The following is a 1,783-nucleotide window of genomic DNA, read 5'->3' as shown; positions in this document are numbered from 1 at the left end:
CTTACGCCTCGACTTGGGGTGTCATGTCGGAAGCTTCGATACCTGCGACGGCGACGGGTTTTTTCATGGCGTCGCGGCGGAAGGGCTCGCCGAGTTCCTGGTTGATCAGGGCCTCGATCAGCGTGGTGATGCCGTTCTTCTGGTCCTCGATCGCCTGGTTCAGGGCCGCGGTCAGCTCGTCCTGGGTGCGGGCAACGACGCCTTTCAGGCCACAGGCCTGCGCAATACCGGCGTAAGACACTTTGGTGTCCAGCTCGGTGCCCACGAAGTTGTCGTCAAACCACAGGGTCGAGTTGCGCTTTTCCGCGCCCCACTGGTAGTTGCGGAACACGATCTGGGTCACGGCGGGCCATTCCTCGCGCCCGATCGCGGTCAGTTCGTTCACCGCGATGCCAAAGGCTCCGTCACCGGCAAAGCCGACAACCGGCACGTCAGGCTGGCCGATCTTGGCGCCAACGATGGCGGGCAGACCATAACCACAGGGGCCGAACAGGCCGGGCGCCAGATACTTGCGGCCCTCTTCAAACGCCGGATAGGCGTTGCCGATGGCGCAGTTGTTGCCGATATCCGAGCTGATGATCGCCTCTTTCGGCAGCGCCGCCTGAATCGCGCGCCACGCCATGCGCGGGCTCATCCAGTCCGGCTTGGCGGCACGGGCACGCTCGTTCCAGGAGGTGCCCGGATCGTCATCCTCGTGGGTCATCGAGGTCAGTTCCTGCGCCCAGGCCGACTTCTTCTGCGCGATACGGTCCTTGCGGGCCTGGCGGCCTTCGTCGCCGGCGGTGTCGCTCAGGCGGGACAGGATGCCGTTGGCGACTTTGGCCGCGTCACCGATGATGCCGACGCTGACGTCCTTGGTCAGGCCGATGCGGTCAGGGTTGATGTCAACCTGAATGATCTTTGCATCCGCAGGCCAGTAGTTGATGCCGTAACCGGGCAGGGTCGAGAACGGGTTCAGGCGGGTGCCCAGAGCCAGAACAACGTCTGCCTCGCTGATCAGCTCCATCCCGGCCTTCGAACCGTTATAGCCCAGTGGACCGGCAAACAGCGGGTGCGAACCGGGGAAGGCGTCATTGTGCTGGTAGCCGACGCAAACCGGCGCATCCAGACGCTCGGCCAGCGCTTTCGACGCGTCGATGCCGCCTTCGGACAGAACCACACCGGCACCGTTCAGGATGACGGGGTTCTTGGCGGTCGACAACATCTCGGCCGCGGCTGCCACCGCGTCTTCGCCACCCGAGGGGCGCTCGAAGTCGACGATCTTGGGCAGCTCGATATCGACCACCTGGGTCCACATGTCACGCGGGATGTTCAGCTGCGCCGGGGCCGACGCGCGCTTGGCGTTCATGATCACCCGGTTCAGCACTTCGGCCACACGGGTCGGGTCGCGCACTTCTTCCTGATAGGCGACGCAGTCGGCGAACATGCGCATCTGCTCCATCTCCTGGAAGCCGCCCTGACCAATGGTCTTGTTGGCCGCCTGCGGGGTCACCAGCAGAACCGGCGTGTGGTTCCAATAGGCGGTTTTCACAGCGGTCACAAAGTTGGTGATGCCGGGGCCGTTCTGCGCGATCATCATCGACATCTTGCCGGTCGCACGGGTATAGCCATCCGCCATCATCCCGCCAGAACCTTCATGCGCGCAGTCCCAGAACATGATCCCGGCCTTCGGAAACAAATCCGAAATCGGCATCATCGCCGAACCAATGATACCAAACGCATGTTCAATACCATGCATCTGCAATACCTTAACAAAGGCCTCTTCCGTCGTCATTCTCATCTG

The 1,783-nt window shown here is 62.8% G+C and carries 1 protein-coding gene; it reads right to left on the bottom strand.

Translation table 11 applies throughout. The annotated features are described in order from the left end of the window. Nucleotide 1: 1 nt before the first annotated feature. Nucleotides 2–1,780, bottom strand: coding sequence for a sulfoacetaldehyde acetyltransferase (xsc, locus tag ACR0LX_RS22925; RefSeq protein ID WP_480785629.1), 1,779 nt, complete (start codon nucleotides 1,778–1,780; stop codon nucleotides 2–4). Nucleotides 1,781–1,783: the final 3 nt, after the last annotated feature.

It is taken from the genome of Ruegeria sp. CH11 (assembly GCF_056537105.1).
Note: the sequence above shows the minus strand (reverse complement) of the source record. Positions and strands in the feature narration are given on the sequence as shown.

What these genes read in the sequence shown, in the direction of transcription:
- xsc (WP_480785629.1), bottom strand. Translation starts at nt 1,780, where the DNA reads ATGAGAATGACGACGGAAGAGGCCTTTGTTAAGGTATTGCAGATGCAT.